Here is a 16,523-nt window from a genome sequence, read left to right on the forward strand (position 1 = left end):
GTTCTGCGGGATGTGAGCGAGAAGAATCGAGAGAGAAAACGCACCGCCCGGGAGCGGCTGGCGGTCGAGCGTGAGAAGCAGAAGTCCGCGGACCGGCGCCGCCGGGTCCTGATCGTGGGCGCGAGCGTGGTCTGCGTCCTGGGTCTCGCGGCGGTGATCGGCGTCGTCGCGGCCAACGCGGGCAAGGACGACGGCAGCAAGGCCGCGGGCCCGGTGGTGGCGCCCTCGGGGGCGCAGGGCAAGGACAGCCTGGCCATCCCGGTCGGCAAGGAGAGCGCCAAGTCGACGCTCACGGTCTGGGAGGACTTCCGCTGCCCGGCCTGCAAGGCCTTCGAGACGGCGTACCGTCCCGCCGTCCACGAGCTGACCGCCGCCGGGCAGCTGAAGACGGAGTACCACCTGGCGACGATCATCGACGGCAACCTGGGCGGCACCGGCTCCCGCAACGCGGCCAACGCCGCGGCCTGCGCGCAGGACGTCGGAAAGTTCCCCGCCTACCACGACGTGCTCTACGACAACCAGCCCGCCGAGACCGACGACGGCTACGCCGGCAACGACAAGCTCATCGAGCTGGCGGCCAAGGTCGACGGTCTCGACACGCCCGCGTTCCGCACCTGCGTCGAGAAGGGAACGCACGGCAGCTGGGTCGACAAGTCCGCGACGGCCTTCCGCAAGGGCGGCTTCACCGGCACGCCGACGGTGCTTCTCAACGGCAAGAGCATCTACCAGGACCGGACGATGACCCCGGCGAAGCTGAAGCAGCTGGTCCAGCAGGCGGACAAGGGGTAAGCGTCGGCCAAGGGGTTTCACACCCCCCTGTTATGGACCCGTAGCCGGGCTGCCTGCCGTGCTCGCGGCCCGGCAAGGTAGCGTCGACCTTGCCATGGAACTTGCCTTCATTCCCAGCCCGTCGCGCGGGGTGCTGCATCTCGGCCCCATTCCGCTGCGCGGCTACGCGTTCTGCATCATCATCGGCGTCTTCGTAGCCGTCTGGCTCGGCAACCGGCGCTGGATCGCCCGGGGCGGTCAGGCCGGGACGGTGGCCGACATCGCGGTCTGGGCCGTGCCGTTCGGTCTGGTCGGCGGCCGGCTCTACCACGTGATCACGGACTACGAGCTGTACTTCAGCGAGGGCCGTGACTGGGTGGACGCCTTCAAGATCTGGGAGGGCGGCCTCGGTATCTGGGGCGCGATCGCGCTCGGCGCGGTCGGCGCGTGGATCGGCTGCCGGCGCCGGGGCATCCCGTTGCCGGCCTGGGCCGACGCCCTCGCCCCCGGTATCGCCCTCGCGCAGGCGATCGGCCGCTGGGGCAACTGGTTCAACCAGGAGCTGTACGGCAAGCCCACCGACCTGCCGTGGGCGCTGAAGATCACGTCGTCCACGGACGGGCGGGTGCCGGGCACCTACCACCCGACGTTCCTGTACGAGTCGCTGTGGTGCATCGGCGTCGCGGCGCTGGTGATCTGGGCGGACCGCCGGTTCAAGCTCGGACACGGGCGGGCGTTCGCGCTGTACGTCGCGTCGTACTGCGTGGGCCGGTTCTGGATCGAGTACATGCGCATCGACGACGCCCACCACATCCTGGGCCTGCGGCTGAACAACTGGACCGCGCTCGTCGTGTTCGTGCTCGCGGTGGTGTACATCGTGCTCTCGGCGAAGAAGCGGCCGGGGCGGGAGACCGTCGTGGAGCCGGGTGTCGGCGACGACACGGCAGACGGCGCGGACGACGCCTCCGATGAGGAGACCGAGGCCGGGGCGAAGACCGACGAGAAGACGGACGCCGACACCGACCCGGACAAGGGCGCGGGCAAGGGCTTGGACAAGGGCCCGGACAAGGACGCCGAGACCGGCGCGGACACCGACGCGGATGTGAAGGACGAGGCGGGGTCGGCGAAGAAGAGCTGACGTCACGCCGTACGACCATGAGGGCGCCCCGGGATCCCGGGGCGCCCTCGTCGTGTGCGGGCGATGCTCAGTTCCGGCGGGCCAGTGACAGGGTGCGGTGGGCCGCCGACACCACCGCGGCGTCGATGAACCTGCCGTCCGGCAACGCCTGGGCGCCTTGTTCCGTGGTTGCCGCCTTGATGATCGTCTCCGCCTGCTCGATCTCCCGCTGGGTGGGGAGGTAGGCCCGTTCGATGACCGGGAGCTGGCGCGGGTGGATGGCGGCCCGGCCGAGGAAGCCCAGGGTGCGGCCGTGGGCGCAGGACGCCGCGAGGCCCTCCAGATCGCGGATGTCGGGGTGGACGGACTGGGACGGCGGGAGCAGGCCGGCCGCCCGTGCGGCCACGATCACGCGGGAGCGGGACCAGTCGAGGCCCGCGTCCTCACGGACGCCCAGGTCGGCGGCGAGGTCCGCCTCGCCCAGGGCGATGCCGCGCAGGGCGGGGTGGCAGGAGGCGATCGCGTGGGCCCGTTCGATGCCCAGGGCCGACTCCAGAAGGGCGTACAGCGGGGGTGCTCCTCCCCCGGCGGGGGCGGTGTCCTCGGCGACGCGGACGATCTGCTCGGGGGAGGTCACCTTGGGCAGGCGCAGTCCGCGCACGCCGGGGAGCGCGGCGACCGCCTTCAGGTCCGCGTCGGCGCCGGGCGTGCCGAGGGCGTTCACGCGCACGTGGACCGGGGACGGCTGCGGCTCGGTGAGGAGTTCCGCGGTGGCCGCGCGGGCGTAGTCCTTGCGGTCGGGGGCGACCGCGTCCTCCAGGTCGACCACGACCACGTCGGCACCCGCGGTGAGGGCCTTGGCGACCACGTGCGGGCGGTCGCCGGGGGCGTACAGCCAGGTGAGCGGGGGCACCGTCATACGGCACCCGCCTCGCGCAGGGTCGCCAGTTCCGCCTCGGTCAGGCCCAGTTCGGTGAGGACCTCCGTGGTGTCGGCGCCGTGCGGGCGGCCCGCCCAGCGGATCGCGCCGGGCGTGGCGGACAGACGGAAGAGCACGTTCTGCATACGGACGGGGCCCAGCTCGGGGTCGTCGACCGTGGTGACGGTGTCCAGGGCCTGGTACTGCGGGTCGGTCATCACGTCACGGACGTCCTGGATCGGCGCGACGGCCGCCTCCGCTTTCTCGAAGGCGGCCAGGACGTCGGTGCGGGTGCGGGCGGCGATCCAGGTGCCGACCGCCTCGTCGAGGACGTCGGCGTGGGCGGCCCGGCCGGAGCCCGTCGCGAACCAGGCCTCGTCGATCAGTTCCGGGCGGCCCACCAGCCGCATCACCCGCTCGGCGATCGACTGGGCGGAGGTGGAGACGGCGACCCAGGTGCCGTCCGCGGTGCGGTACGTGTTGCGCGGGGCGTTGTTCTGGGAGCGGTTGCCGGTGCGGGGCTGGACGTGGCCGAGCTGGTCGTACCAGGTCGGCTGCGGGCCCAGCACGGTCAGGATCGGTTCGATGATCGCCATGTCGACGACCTGGCCCTCGCCGGTGCGGTCGCGGGCGGCCAGGGCCGTCATGACGGCGTAGGCGGTGGCGAGGCCCGCGATGGAGTCGGCGAGGCCGAAGGGCGGGAGCGTCGGCGGAGCGTCCGGTTCACCGGTGATCGCGGCGAAGCCGCTCATCGCCTCGGCGAGGGTGCCGAAGCCGGGGCGGTGGGCGGCGGGCCCGAACTGGCCGAAGCCGGTGACCCGGGTGAGGACCAGGCGCGGGTTGGCGGCCGACAGCTCCTCCCAGCCGAGGTCCCACTTCTCCAGGGTGCCGGGGCGGAAGTTCTCGATGACGACATCCGCGGTGGCGGCCAGGCGCAGGAGGGTGGCGCGACCGCCGGGCGTTGCGAGGTCGAGGGTGATGGTGCGCTTGTTGCGGGCGAGGAGTTTCCACCACAGGCCCACGCCGTTCTTCGACGGGCCGTGACCGCGGGAGGGGTCGGGCCTGGTGGGGTGCTCGATCTTGATGACCTCCGCGCCGAAGTCACCGAGCATGGTCGCGGCCAGCGGGCCCGCGAAGAGGGTGGCGAGGTCGAGGACGCGGAGGCCGGTGAGAGGGCTCTGGGGCTGGTCGTGCCCCGCGGCGCCGGGAGTCATGGGCAAGGTCCCTCCGGGCGGGTGAGTGTGCGGGTGAGGTGGGCGAGCGTGTCGAAGCCGACGCCGTTGAAGTCGCCGACGGTGGTGGACAGACGGTTCTTCAGCGGGGTGGTCCAGCGTTCGGGCAGGGCGGACGGGGCGCCGGCGAGCAGACCGGCGACGCTGCCGGCGGTGGCGCCGTTGGAGTCGGTGTCCCAACCGCCCGACACGGCACGGCAGATGGAGCCCGTGAAGTCGCCGTCCGCGTGGGTGAGGGCGGCGGCGATCAGCGCGGTGTTGGGGATGGCGTGGACCCAGTGGGTGTGCGCGTGGGTGGCGTGCAGTTCGTCGACGACGGTGTCGAAGTCCTGGTGGCCGCGGGCCAGTTGGAGGGCGTGCCGGACGGCTCGGGCCAGGCGGGAGTCCGGGGGGACCACGGTGAGGCCGGTGCGCAGCGCGGTGTGGACGTCGGTGGTGCCGGTGGCCGCCCGGGCGATGGTGGCCGCGATGAACATCGCCGCGTAGACGCCGTTGGCGGTGTGGGTGAGGGTGGCGTCCCGGTGGGCCTGTTCGGCGGCGGCGGCCGGGTCGCCGGGGTTGGTCCAGCCGTGGACGTCGGCGCGGATCAGGGCGCCGATCCATTCGCGGAAGGGGTTGTGGTGGCGGGCGGTGTGCGGGGGTTCCAGGCCGGTGAGGAGGTTGCGGTAGACGACGCGTTCCGCGGTGAACGTGCGGCCCGCGGGGAGTTCGTCGAGCCAGAGGGCCGCCACGTCGTGGGTGGTGAAGCGTGGTCCGTGGCGTTGCAGCAGGAGGAGGTTGAGGAGGGGGTAGTTGAGGTCGTCGTCCTCGGGCATTCCGTCGATGTTCTCGGCGAGGGAGGTGGCGGCCGAGCGGCGGTTCCAGGGGTGTGCCGCCAGCAGGGCGCGGGGGACTCCGCGAGCTGTGAAGTACCCGGTGAGCGGCCGGTTCCCAGCCGCTGCGGCCAGCTGCCGGATGGCTTCGAGGGGGAGTTTCTCGACGGGTTTGCCCAGGAGGCAGCCGGCGGCTCGGCCCAGCCAGGCGGCTTCCAGGCGGGCCCGGGCGGGGGCGGTGGCGTCGGCGGCCGGGTGGGCGACGGGACGCGCGTGGCCGCGCTCGCCGACGTCGTTCGGCCAGTCGGGGCACAGCGACTTGATCTGGTCCAGGTCCGTCGGCTCCTGGTGCGCCAAGGGGCTTGGCAGGTCCGCCAGTTCGTCCAGCAGGTCCACCGCGAGGAGGCGCAGACGGCGGGAGGCGTGTTCGGGGGAGGCGCCCGCCGTCGCCGGGGCCTCCCGGCCTCCGGCCGCCTTCCAGCGGGACGCGATCGCCGAGGGCTCACGGCCGTCCTCGGCTGCCTGGCGGAGTTCGTGGCCGATGAGGTCCTCCGGCTGGACCCAGGTCAGGCGCAGCACCCGGAGCCTCCGAGGAGGGTCAGGGCCTGCTCGTGGGCGCGGCGTCGGCGGACGTCCCGAGCGAAGATCTCCCGGGTGACGGCCGCCAGGGTGGCCGCCGGTTCCCACAGGTCCAGACGGCTCGCCTCACAGACCTGCTTCGACCAGTCCTCCGGGACCGCGGAGCCCAGGGCGCCCGCCAGCGCGCCGGCCATCGTCGCGATGGAGTCGCAGTCGCGGCCGTAGTTCACCGCGCCGAGGACCGCGTGACGGTAGTCCCCGCCGGAGACCAGCAGCATGCCCAGCGCGATCGGGAGTTCCTCGATCGCGTGCAGACGCGACGGGCGGCGGGCGCCCAGGGAGGGGGCCCGGTAGTCGGGGCCCACCGTGTCGTAGGGCGCGACCGCCTCGCGGAGAGGACCCAGCGCCGATTCGAAGTCCGTGTGGCGGGACGCGGTCTCGCAGACCTTCTCGATCGCCTCCCGGGTGCCGTCCATGGCCAGCGACAGGCAGGCTGCGACGACCGAGTCCGGGTCGGCGCCCGGCGTGGTCGCCGCGGCCACCGCCGCCGCGAGGACGGCCGCCGCCTCACGGCCGTACGAGGATTGGTGGGCGCCCGCGATGTCCAGGGCCTCGGCGTAGGCCGCCCGGGGGTTGGCCGCGTTGACCAGGCCGACCGGGGCCATGTACATCGCCGCACCGCAGTTGACGATGTTGCCGACGCCGGCCTCGCGCGGGTCGACATGGCCGTAGTGGAGCCTCGCCACCAGCCACTTCTCCGCGAGGAAGACCCGGTGCAGGGGCAGAGCCTCCGTCTCCAGCTCCGGGATCCAGCGCGGGGTGGTCATCAGGTCGGGGACCAGGTGCTCCGCGATCGCGTACGCGTCCAGGTGGTCGCGGACCTGGGCGTAGACCCGTACCAGCGCGTGCGTCATCAATGTGTCGTCGGTGACGTGGCCGTCGCCCTTGTGGTACGGCGCGATGGGGCGGGCGGTGCGCCAGGAGTCACCGTTCCAGGGGCCGACGAAGCCGTGGACGCGGCCCGCGTGGCGTTCCAGGATCTGCTCCGGGGAGTAGCCCTCGACGGGGCCGCCCAGCGCGTCGCCGACGGCCGCGCCGACCAGGGCGCCGGCGATGCGCTCGTCCAGGCCCACTTCTCGGGTTTCTTCGCTTTTGGGCGTCATGCCCTGAATCATCCCTCTGGTGGGGCGGGTTGTGCGGCTTCCAGGAGTTCGGCGAGTTCCACCAGGTCCGTGCCGGTGAGCCGGGGCAGTGCGCAGCCGGAGAGCGAGCGGCAGGCGGCGCGCCAGGAGGCGGGGATCGACGCGCTGCCGCCCAGGGCGCCGGTGAGAGCGCCGGCCAGGGCGGGGGCGGAGTCCGCGACCCGGGAGAGGCAGGCCGCCGCCGGTACCGCCTCCGCGATCCGGCCGTTCGCGGCGGTGGCCAGCGCGAGGGCGACCGGGACCGTCTCCGCGGCGGCGATGCCGTAGCTGTAGACGTGGTCGACGATCTGGTGTTCCAGCAGGGGGATCAGGGCGAAGGTGCTGTCGGTGGCACCGGCCAGGGTGAGGGCGTGGCGGGCATTGCGTCCGATCTCGGTGGACTCGGGGAGCTCCGCGAGGGCCGCGGTCGCGCAGGTGTGGACGTCGGCTCCGGTGAGGGCGAGGGCGAGGGCCGCCGCCATCGCCCTGGCGCCGTGCACGCCGTCGCCGTCCTGGGTGTAGCGGGCGTCGAACTCGGCCAGGTCGGCGGCGAGCCGGGGGTCACCGGGGTGGGCCACGGCGAGGACGCAGGCCCGGACGCAGGCCGCGTCGTCGAAGTAGTGCGGGTTGTCGTGGCCGGTGGCGGGCGGGCGCAGGCCGGTGGCGAGGTTGCCGAGGCCGGCGCGCACCGAGATGCGGGCGCGCAGGGGCAGGACCGCGGACTCGATCTCGGGCGCGCGGTTCGCGGCGGCGGCCACCTCGCTGGCCAGGGCGTTCCAGGTGAGGTCGATCGCGGCGCGGGTGCGGCGCTGTCGGCTCAGATCGCCGAGGGCGCTGTCGTCCCCGGCCCGCAACAGGGCCTCCGCGGCGAAGGCCGCCCACTCGGCGTCGTCGGAGGGGCCCAGGCGCAGGGGCTCCGGGGGCTGGTTGAGTGCGATCGGGACGGGGAGGGTCGTGGTGGCGTTCTGTTCGGCGAAGGTGTCGAGTTCGCGGGTGAGACGGCGGGTCCAGTCGGGCATCCGGGAGGCTCGGTGGCGGGCGGCGGGCCAGCCGGCGGCGTCGCCTGCGGCCAGGCCCAGCAGGAGTCCTTCGGTGCGGCTCCTTGTTTCGGTGCGGCGGCTTGTGGGGTGGGCGGCCTCGGCTTTGCCTTCGGCCTTTTTGTTCCCACCCGCACCACCCGTGCGGCTTTCCTTGTCGGGTGCGGGTGGCCCTTGTGGGGGGTCCTCGCCGTCGGCGGCCGCGGGTTCGGTGGTGCCGAGGGTGAGCGTCGTTTCGTCCCAGGGGGCCGGGGGCGTCATGAGACCACCTCTGCCTCGTCGTTGGCCGGAGCGTCCGCTCGTCCCGCGGCCTCGCTCGGTACGAATCCGCGGGCGCCCCACCTGCCGTCCTCGCCCGGGGTCAGCAGTTCCGCCACGTCCAGGACGTGGTGGCCCGCCATCGACGGCAGGCAACTGCCGCGGGCCGGGCCGATGGCCGAGGCCCAGTCGGCGGGGATCGCCGCGGCGCCCCGGGTCGCGCCGGCCAGGGCGCCCGCCACCGCCGCCGTGGTGTCCGCGTCGCGGCCCATGTTGACGGCGGTCAGCACGGCCTGGACGAAGTCGCCGTCGGCCGACGCGTAGGCCCCGAAGGCCAGGGCGACCGCCTCGGGGGCCAGGTCGGTCCATGGGTAACCGCCGATGACGACGGCGGAGCGGACCGCGCGTTCACCACGGTGGGCCGCGGTCACGGCACGGCGCAGGGAACGGGCCGTCCAGGAGTCGTCGGGCACGACAGCCAGGGCGGAGGCGATCACCGCGATGACCGGGGCGCCCGCCATGGCCGCCGCGACCCCGGCCGCCACCGCCTGGCCGCCGTAGATGCCCTCGCCGTCGTGGCTCACCGAGCCGTCGATCGCGACCAGACGGGCGGCCTCGGCGGGGCGGCCCGCGGCGAACACCCCGAAGGGCGCGGCACGCATGGCGAGGCCGTCGCTCCAGGCGTGGCGGTGCTGGGCGGAGATCGGGGCGGCCAGACCCCGCCGCAGGTTCTCCAGGGTGCCGCGTTCGCTGAAGCCAGCGCCCCGGAAGGGGCCCTCGGCGCGGTCCGCGATCCACAGGTGCCAGGCCGCCTCCACGTGCGCCGGGGTGAGCGCGGAGCCGTGCCGGGCCAGGAGGAGGCCGGAGAAGATCGCGTACTCGGTGTCGTCCGTGCCGGCGGGAGTGTCGGTGACGTAGCCCGTGATACGGCCCCAGCGGGTGCGGATCTCGGAGGGCTTCATGTTCTCCGCGGGGGCTCCGAGGGCGTCACCGACAGCCAGGCCGAGCAGCGAGCCGCGGGCCCGCTCGCGGAGGTCGGCGGTGTTGTCGGGCGCCGGGGTCGAGGGAATGCAGGCGATGGATGCCATCCGCGGCCTCCTCTACGGGGGTTTCGCACAGGGCGCGGAGCCCTTTGCGGATGTGTCCCACCGCAGTGGTTCGCCGGAGCCTCGGGAGCTTCAGCATCACCCGGTCGACATCTGTGCGGGGTATCTATCGAATGAGCGTCCGAGGGTAAAGGTGCAGGTTAGCCGAGCCTTTCCTTGCTGGTGGGCGGGAATTCGAGAGCGTACTGTGGGTGTTGTCGAAAAGTGGAATCAGTCCAAAAAAGCTACTGGGGGACCGGAATGGCGCTCATCGAAACCGAGGCCGCGCTGCACGAGGCGCACCGCGACAACCACACGCACCGGGATGTCAACGGTGGCTGGCTGCGCCCCGCCGTCTTCGGCGCGATGGACGGCCTGGTCTCCAATCTCGCCCTGATGACCGGCGTCGCGGGTGGTTCGGTCGGGCACCAGACCATCGTCATCACCGGCCTCGCGGGACTGGCCGCCGGCGCCTTCTCCATGGCTGCCGGTGAGTACACCTCGGTCGCCTCGCAGCGCGAGCTCGTCGAGGCCGAGCTGGAGGTGGAGCGCGGGGAGCTGAGAAAGCACCCCAAGGATGAGGAGGCCGAGCTGGCCGCCCTGTACGAGGGGCGGGGCGTCGAACCCGGGCTGGCGCGTGAGGTGGCCCGGCAGTTGTCCCGCGACCCCGAGCAGGCGCTGGAGATACACGCCCGGGAGGAGCTCGGGATCGACCCCGGCGACCTGCCGTCGCCGCTGGTCGCCGCCGTGTCGTCGTTCGGGGCGTTCGCGTTGGGCGCGCTGCTGCCCGTGCTGCCGTATCTGCTCGGTGCCACCGTGCTGTGGCCCGCGGTACTGCTCGCACTCCTCGGGCTGTTCGCGTGCGGCGCCGTCGTGGCCAGGGTGACCGCGCGGTCCTGGTGGTTCAGCGGGCTGCGACAGCTCGCTCTCGGGGGCGCGGCGGCCGGTGTGACGTACGCCCTGGGCAGCCTGTTCGGAACGGCCGTAGGATAGGTCGGCTACAAGGTATGCGTTGGGCCGCATAAGTAGCCGTTACTCGCTGGTTTCGAATGCTTAACGACCGGGCATGAGCCGTAAGCGCTGTGGGCAATGACGCCTGCGGCGCATCGCGGGGTGGGCGACGACGCGCACTCCGCCCCCTGGATCGACGGACACTGACCTGTCTCGCTCGGTCACCACATATTTCAAGCCACGTGTGCGGCACCCCCTCGCACCCACGTGGCGTCCGCATGTTGGAACGGACCATCCCGGTTCCCGAGAACCGCTCCATCATGTAACCTGCACGAAATTTTGCACTCACGCAGAGGGCCAACGTCGTCCCTCGGCAATCTGCATATGCCACATGACGACGACGGGAGAGCCGATGCGTACGCCGCGCCAGCCGTCCCAGCACTCCACGAATGGCCAGAAGTGGTCGTTCATGGATGCTCGCCCTGCTGCGCAGGGTATGTACGACCCCCGCAACGAGCACGACGCCTGCGGCGTCGGCTTCGTGGCCACCCTCACCGGCGAGGCGAGCCATGCGCTGGTCGAGCAGGCGCTCACGGTCCTGCGCAACCTGGAGCACCGGGGCGCCACCGGTTCCGAGCCCGACTCGGGCGACGGAGCGGGCATCCTGTCCCAGGTGCCGGACGCCTTCTTCCGTGAGGTGGCCGAGTTCGAGCTGCCCGCGGCCGGTGCGTACGCCGTAGGCATCGCCTTCCTGCCGGAGGACGGCACCGAGGCCACTGTCTCCCAGATCGAGACCATCGCCGCGGACGAGGGCCTGACGGTTCTCGGCTGGCGCGAGGTGCCGGTCGCGCCCGAACTGCTCGGCGCCACCGCCCGGTCCACGATGCCCGCCTTCCGGCAGATCTTCGTGACCGACGGCTCCTCGACGGACATCGCCCTCGACCGCAAGGCGTTCGTGCTGCGCAAGCGCGCCGAACGTGAAGCCGGTGTCTACTTCCCCTCGCTGTCCGCGCGGACGATCGTCTACAAGGGCATGCTGACCACCGGCCAGCTGGAGCCCTTCTTCCCCGACCTGTCCGACCGCCGCTTCGCCTCCGCGATCGCGCTGGTCCACTCGCGGTTCTCGACGAACACCTTCCCGAGCTGGCCGCTCGCGCACCCGTACCGCTTCGTCGCGCACAACGGCGAGATCAACACCGTCAAGGGCAACCGCAACTGGATGGCCGCCCGCGAGTCCCAGCTGGTCTCCGACCTGTTCGGAGACGCCGGCAAGGCAGCGGACCAGAAGGCCCTCGACCGGGTCTTCCCGATCTGCACGCCCGACGCCTCCGACTCGGCGTCCTTCGACGAGGTCCTCGAACTCCTGCACCTGGGCGGCCGTTCACTGCCGCACTCCGTGCTGATGATGATCCCGGAGGCGTGGGAGAACCACGACTCCATGGACCCGGCCCGCCGCGCGTTCTACCAGTTCCACTCCAACCTGATGGAGCCCTGGGACGGCCCGGCCTGCGTCACCTTCACCGACGGCAAGCAGGTCGGCGCGGTCCTCGACCGCAACGGACTGCGCCCCGGCCGCTACTGGGTCACCGACGACGGCCTCGTCGTCCTCGGCTCCGAGGTCGGCGTCCTCGACATCGACCCCGCCAAGGTCGTCCGCAAGGGCCGGCTGCAGCCCGGCCGCATGTTCCTCGTCGACACGGTCGAGCACCGCATCATCGAGGACGACGAGATCAAGGCCCAGCTCGCCACCGAGGCCCCCTACGGCGAGTGGCTGGAGGCCGGCGAGATCGAGCTGTCCGACCTGCCCGAGCGCGAGCACATCGTGCACACGCACGCCTCCGTCACCCGCCGCCAGCAGACCTTCGGTTACACCGAGGAGGAGCTGCGCGTCATCCTGGCGCCGATGGCCAAGGCCGGTGCCGAGCCGATCGGTTCGATGGGCACCGACTCGCCGATCGCCGCGCTGTCCGAGCGCCCGCGGCTGCTCTTCGACTACTTCACCCAGCTGTTCGCGCAGGTCACCAACCCGCCGCTGGACGCGATCCGCGAAGAGCTCGTCACCTCCCTGCGCTCGTCGCTGGGCCCCCAGGGCAACCTGCTGGAGACGAGCGCCGCGGCCTGTCGCAGCGTCGTCCTGCCCTTCCCGGTGATCGACAACGACGAGCTGGCCAAGCTCATACACATCAACGCCGACGGCGACATGCCGGGCATGAAGGCCGCGACCCTCTCCGGTCTCTTCCGCGTCTCCGGCGGCGGCGACGCCCTGGCCGCGCGCATCGAGGAGATCTGCGCCGAGGCCGACGCCGCCATCGAGAACGGCGCCCGCCTGATCGTCCTGTCGGACCGCCACTCGGACGCCGAGCACGCGCCGATCCCGTCGCTGCTGCTCACCGCGGCCGTCCACCACCACCTCATCCGCACCAAGCAGCGCACCCAGGTGGGCCTGCTGGTCGAGGCCGGTGACGTCCGCGAGGTCCACCACGTCGCCCTGCTCATCGGCTTCGGCGCCGCCGCCGTGAACCCGTACCTGGCCATGGAGTCGGTCGAGGACCTGGTCCGCGCCGGCACCTTCCTGTCGGACATCGAGGCCGAGAAGGCCATCCGCAACCTGATCTACGCCCTCGGCAAGGGCGTCCTGAAGGTCATGTCCAAGATGGGCATCTCGACGGTCGCCTCCTACCGGGGCGCCCAGGTCTTCGAAGCGGTCGGCCTGGACGAGCAGTTCGTCACCAAGTACTTCAGCGGCACCGCCACCAAGATCGGCGGCGTCGGCATCGACGTCATCGCCAAGGAGGTCGCCGCCCGGCACGCGAAGGCGTACCCGGCCAGCGGCATCGCGCCCGCCCACCGCGCCCTCGACATAGGCGGCGAGTACCAGTGGCGCCGCGAGGGCGAGCCGCACCTGTTCGACCCGGAGTCGGTCTTCCGCCTCCAGCACTCGACGCGCAGCGGCCGGTACGACATCTTCAAGAAGTACACCGAGCGCGTGAACGAGCAGTCCGAGCGTCTGATGACGCTGCGCGGCATGTTCGGCTTCAAGACCGAGGGCCGTCAGCCGATCTCCATCGACGAGGTCGAGCCGGCGTCCGAGATCGTCAAGCGTTTCTCCACCGGCGCCATGTCGTACGGCTCCATCTCCAAGGAAGCCCACGAGACGCTCGCCATCGCCATGAACCAGCTGGGCGGCAAGTCCAACACCGGTGAGGGCGGCGAGGACGCGGACCGGCTCTACGACCCGGCGCGCCGCTCCAGCATCAAGCAGGTCGCCTCCGGCCGCTTCGGTGTGACCTCCGAGTACCTGGTCAACGCCGACGACATCCAGATCAAGATGGCCCAGGGCGCCAAGCCCGGCGAGGGCGGCCAGCTGCCCGGCCACAAGGTGTACCCCTGGGTCGCCAAGACCCGGCACAGCACCCCCGGTGTCGGTCTGATCTCACCGCCGCCGCACCACGACATCTACTCCATCGAAGACCTGGCCCAGCTGATCCACGACCTGAAGAACGCGAACCCGCAGGCGCGGATCCACGTGAAGCTGGTCTCCGAGGTCGGCGTCGGCACGGTCGCGGCGGGTGTGTCGAAGGCCCACGCGGACGTGGTGCTCATCTCCGGCCACGACGGCGGTACCGGCGCCTCCCCGCTCACCTCGCTGAAGCACGCGGGCGGCCCCTGGGAGCTCGGCCTCGCCGAGACCCAGCAGACCCTGCTGCTCAACGGCCTGCGCGACCGCATCGTGGTGCAGACCGACGGCCAGCTGAAGACGGGCCGGGACGTCGTGATCGCCGCGCTGCTCGGCGCCGAGGAGTTCGGTTTCGCGACCGCGCCGCTCGTCGTCTCCGGCTGCGTCATGATGCGCGTCTGCCACCTGGACACCTGCCCCGTCGGCATCGCCACCCAGAACCCGACCCTGCGGGACCGCTTCACCGGCAAGGCCGAATACGTGGTGAACTTCTTCCAGTTCATCGCCGAGGAGGTCCGCGAGATCCTCGCCGAGCTGGGCTTCCGCTCCATCGAGGAGGCCGTCGGTCACGCCGAGACGCTCGACGTGACCCGCGCGGTCAACCACTGGAAGGCGCAGGGCCTGGACCTGGCCCCGCTCTTCCACGTGCCCGACATGCCCGACGGCTCCGCGCTGCACCGGGTGATCGAGCAGGACCACGGCCTGGAGAAGGCGCTCGACAACGAGCTGATCAAGCTCGCCGCCGACGCCCTCGCCGCGGACTCCCAGGCCGACGCCCGGCCGGTGCGCGCCCAGGTCGCCATCCGCAACATCAACCGCACGGTCGGCACCATGCTCGGCCACGAGGTGACGAAGAAGTTCGGCGGTGCGGGCCTGCCCGAGGACACCATCGACATCACCTTCACCGGCAGCGCCGGCCAGTCCTTCGGCGCCTTCCTGCCGCGCGGTGTCACGCTGCGCCTGGAGGGCGACGCCAACGACTACGTCGGCAAGGGCCTCTCCGGCGGCCGGGTGATCGTCCGTCCCGACCGGGGCGCCGACCACCTCGCCGAGTTCTCGACGATCGCGGGCAACACCATCGCGTACGGCGCGACCGGCGGCGAGCTGTTCCTGCGCGGCCGCACGGGCGAGCGGTTCTGCGTCCGCAACTCCGGCGCGACGGTGGTCTCCGAGGGCGTGGGCGACCACGGCTGCGAGTACATGACCGGCGGTCACGCGGTCGTCCTCGGCGAGACGGGCCGCAACTTCGCGGCCGGCATGTCGGGTGGCGTCGCGTACGTCATCGACCTGAACCGCGACAACGTCAACGTGGGCAACGTCGACGCGGTCGAGGCGCTGGACGACACCGACAAGCAGTGGCTGCACGACGTGGTGCGCCGGCACGCCGAGGAGACCGGCTCGACGGTCGCCGAGAAGCTGCTCGCCGAGTGGACCGTGTCCGTGGAGCGCTTCAGCAAGATCATCCCCAGTACGTACAAGGCAGTGCTCGCCGCCAAGGACGCCGCCGAGCGAGCGGGTCTCACCGAGACCGAGATCACCGAGAAGATGATGGAGGCGGCGATCAATGGCTGACCCGAAGGGCTTCCTGAACCACGGCCGTGAGGTCGCCGAGACCCGCCCCGTCGAAGAGCGCACGAAGGACTGGAACGAGGTCTACGTCCCCGGCTCCCTGCTGCCGATCATCAGCAAGCAGGCCAGCCGCTGCATGGACTGCGGCATCCCGTTCTGTCACAACGGCTGCCCGCTGGGGAACCTGATCCCCGAGTGGAACGACTACGCCTACCGCGAGGACTGGGCGGCCGCCTCCGAGCGACTGCACGCGACGAACAACTTCCCGGAGTTCACGGGCCGGCTGTGCCCCGCGCCCTGCGAGTCGGCGTGTGTGCTCGGCATCAACCAGCCGCCCGTCACCATCAAGAACGTCGAGGTCTCGATCATCGACCAGGCGTGGGAGACCGGTGACGTCGCCCCGCAGATCCCGGAGCGGCTGTCCGGCAAGACCGTCGCGGTCATCGGGTCCGGCCCCGCCGGACTCGCCGCCGCCCAGCAGCTCACCCGGGCCGGCCACACGGTCGCCGTCTACGAGCGTGCGGACCGCATCGGAGGCCTCCTCCGGTACGGCATCCCCGAGTTCAAGATGGAGAAGCGGCACATCAACCGCCGTATCGAGCAGATGCGCGCGGAGGGCACCCGCTTCCGGACCGGCATCGAGATCGGCCGCGACCTCAAGGCGACCGACCTGAAGAAGCGGTACGACGCGATCGTCATCGCCGCCGGCGCGACGACCGCGCGTGACCTCCCGGTCCCCGGCCGGGAACTTCAGGGCATCTACCAGGCCATGGAGTACCTGCCGCTGGCCAACAAGGTGCAGGAGGGCGACTTCGTGGCGCCCCCCATCTCCGCCGAGGGCAAGCACGTCGTGGTCATCGGCGGTGGCGACACCGGCGCCGACTGCGTGGGCACCGCCCACCGCCAGGGCGCGGCCTCGGTCACGCAGCTGGAGATCATGCCCCGCCCGAACGACGACCGGAACCCGGTCTCCCAGCCGTGGCCGACCTTCCCGATGCTCTACAAGGTCACCTCCGCGCACGAGGAGGGCGGCGAGCGGGTCTACTCCGTCTCCACCACCCACTTCGAGGGCGACGAGGACGGCAACGTCCAGTGGCTGCACCTCACCGAGGTGGAGTTCGTCGAGGGCAAGCTGACCCAGAAGCCCGGCACGGAGCGCAAGATCCCCGCCCAGCTGGTCACCCTCGCGATGGGCTTCACGGGCACCGACCGGGACAACGGCCTGGTCGAGCAGTTCGGCCTGGACCTCGACGAGCGCGGCAACATCGCCCGCGACGCCGACTTCCAGACCAATGTGCCGGGCGTGTACGTCGCCGGTGACGCCGGCCGCGGCCAGTCCCTCATCGTGTGGGCCATCGCGGAGGGCCGCTCGGCCGCCCGCGGGGTCGACCGCCACCTGACCGGCGACAGCGACCTGCACGCCCCGATCCGGCCGACGGACCGCTCGTTGATGGTCTGATCCGCAGGATCGACAGGCCTCCCGTACAACGGCGTACGGGCGGGATATCCGGGGGCGCCACCATCAGCGGTTGAGCCGCGGGCCCCCGGACCCCCCGAG

General features: G+C 71.8%; 11 protein-coding genes. 5 read left to right on the forward strand and 6 right to left on the reverse strand.

Translation table 11 applies throughout. The features are described 5' to 3' along the window. Positions 1-12 precede the first annotated feature (12 nt). The gene (locus tag ACFYRY_RS12870; RefSeq protein WP_389143302.1) at positions 13-789 is read left to right on the forward strand and encodes a DsbA family protein; all 777 of its coding nucleotides are present in this window, start codon (positions 13-15) and stop codon (positions 787-789) included. 94 nt (positions 790-883) lie between these two features. Further along, positions 884-1,906 (forward strand): prolipoprotein diacylglyceryl transferase, encoded by a 1,023-nt coding sequence (lgt, locus tag ACFYRY_RS12875; RefSeq protein WP_389143305.1) that lies wholly within the window; start codon positions 884-886, stop codon positions 1,904-1,906. 67 nt (positions 1,907-1,973) lie between these two features. Here lgt and ACFYRY_RS12880 read toward each other — a convergent pair whose 3' ends face one another. From ACFYRY_RS12880 to ACFYRY_RS12905, 6 genes are read right to left on the reverse strand one after another with little or no spacing between them, the layout of a single operon-like run. Next, entirely contained in the window at positions 1,974-2,804 is an 831-nt protein-coding gene (locus ACFYRY_RS12880; RefSeq protein WP_389143308.1) for an HpcH/HpaI aldolase/citrate lyase family protein, read from the reverse strand. Continuing rightward, complete coding sequence (locus ACFYRY_RS12885) at positions 2,801-4,018, reverse strand: CaiB/BaiF CoA transferase family protein (RefSeq protein ID WP_389143311.1); 1,218 nt, start codon at positions 4,016-4,018, stop codon at positions 2,801-2,803. The genes ACFYRY_RS12880 and ACFYRY_RS12885 overlap by 4 nt, the downstream gene beginning before the upstream one ends. Continuing rightward, positions 4,015-5,427 (reverse strand): ADP-ribosylglycohydrolase family protein, encoded by a 1,413-nt coding sequence (locus ACFYRY_RS12890; protein WP_389143314.1) that lies wholly within the window; start codon positions 5,425-5,427, stop codon positions 4,015-4,017. Before ACFYRY_RS12890 ends, ACFYRY_RS12885 begins: the two co-directional genes overlap by 4 nt. After that, positions 5,415-6,590 carry an ADP-ribosylglycohydrolase family protein gene (locus ACFYRY_RS12895; protein ID WP_389143317.1) on the reverse strand — a complete coding sequence of 392 codons (1,176 nt, stop codon included), beginning with the start codon at positions 6,588-6,590 and terminating at the stop codon, positions 5,415-5,417. Before ACFYRY_RS12895 ends, ACFYRY_RS12890 begins: the two co-directional genes overlap by 13 nt. A gap of 8 nt (positions 6,591-6,598) precedes the next feature. Continuing rightward, entirely contained in the window at positions 6,599-7,906 is a 1,308-nt protein-coding gene (locus ACFYRY_RS12900) for an ADP-ribosylglycohydrolase family protein (RefSeq protein WP_389143320.1), read from the reverse strand. Continuing rightward, complete coding sequence (locus ACFYRY_RS12905) at positions 7,903-8,991, reverse strand: ADP-ribosylglycohydrolase family protein (protein WP_389143323.1); 1,089 nt, start codon at positions 8,989-8,991, stop codon at positions 7,903-7,905. The genes ACFYRY_RS12900 and ACFYRY_RS12905 overlap by 4 nt, the downstream gene beginning before the upstream one ends. A 258-nt stretch (positions 8,992-9,249) precedes the next feature. On the opposite strand from ACFYRY_RS12905, the gene ACFYRY_RS12910 reads away from it, so the two are divergent. The 3 genes from ACFYRY_RS12910 to ACFYRY_RS12920 all read left to right on the forward strand — a co-directional run bounded on the left by ACFYRY_RS12910 (position 9,250) and on the right by ACFYRY_RS12920 (position 16,424). Continuing rightward, on the forward strand, positions 9,250-9,981 hold the full coding sequence (locus ACFYRY_RS12910; RefSeq protein WP_389143326.1) for a VIT1/CCC1 transporter family protein: 732 nt from the start codon (positions 9,250-9,252) through the stop codon (positions 9,979-9,981). 370 nt (positions 9,982-10,351) lie between these two features. Next, positions 10,352-14,968: a glutamate synthase large subunit gene (gene gltB / locus ACFYRY_RS12915; protein ID WP_389143767.1), complete on the forward strand. Its 4,617-nt coding sequence runs from the start codon at positions 10,352-10,354 to the stop codon at positions 14,966-14,968. Continuing rightward, a complete protein-coding gene (locus ACFYRY_RS12920) occupies positions 14,961-16,424 on the forward strand; it encodes a glutamate synthase subunit beta (RefSeq protein ID WP_389143329.1) in 1,464 nt (487 codons plus the stop codon). The genes gltB and ACFYRY_RS12920 overlap by 8 nt, the downstream gene beginning before the upstream one ends. Positions 16,425-16,523 lie beyond the last annotated feature (99 nt).

Source organism: Streptomyces sp. NPDC005263, assembly GCF_042872365.1.
Classification (GTDB): domain Bacteria; phylum Actinomycetota; class Actinomycetes; order Streptomycetales; family Streptomycetaceae; genus Streptomyces.